Source organism: Paraburkholderia sp. SIMBA_030 (assembly GCF_046535245.1).
Lineage (GTDB): Bacteria > Pseudomonadota > Gammaproteobacteria > Burkholderiales > Burkholderiaceae > Paraburkholderia.
In genome coordinates this window covers 1-252 of sequence record NZ_JAWRXB010001158.1, presented here as the reverse complement: position 1 = coordinate 252, position 252 = coordinate 1, and the positions used below count along the sequence as shown (strand labels likewise).

Sequence of the window (252 nt, the reverse complement as noted above, 5' to 3'; positions counted from 1 at the left end):
GAACTGGTAAAGGTTCTCGGCACTGCAATCGACATTGGCGCCCAGGTCGAGCAACTGGCAGTACCCCGCCTGGGTCGGGATCGCCGCCACCATGGCGGGCCGATCGATACCCGGCAGGGGTTTGAGCACGAAGCGCGACAACGCCATCAGCGCCCCGGTATTTCCGGCACTCACGCAGGCCTGGGCCTTGCCGTCACGCACCAGTTCGAGCGCAATGCGCATCGACGAGTCCGGCTTGCCGCGCAACGCCTG

The 252-nt window shown here is 65.9% G+C and carries 1 pseudogene; it reads right to left on the bottom strand.

Features of this window, described 5'->3' with window-relative positions:
- Positions 1-252 (bottom strand): annotated as a pseudogene (locus SB772_RS43665) (phosphate acyltransferase); the annotation flags it as partial.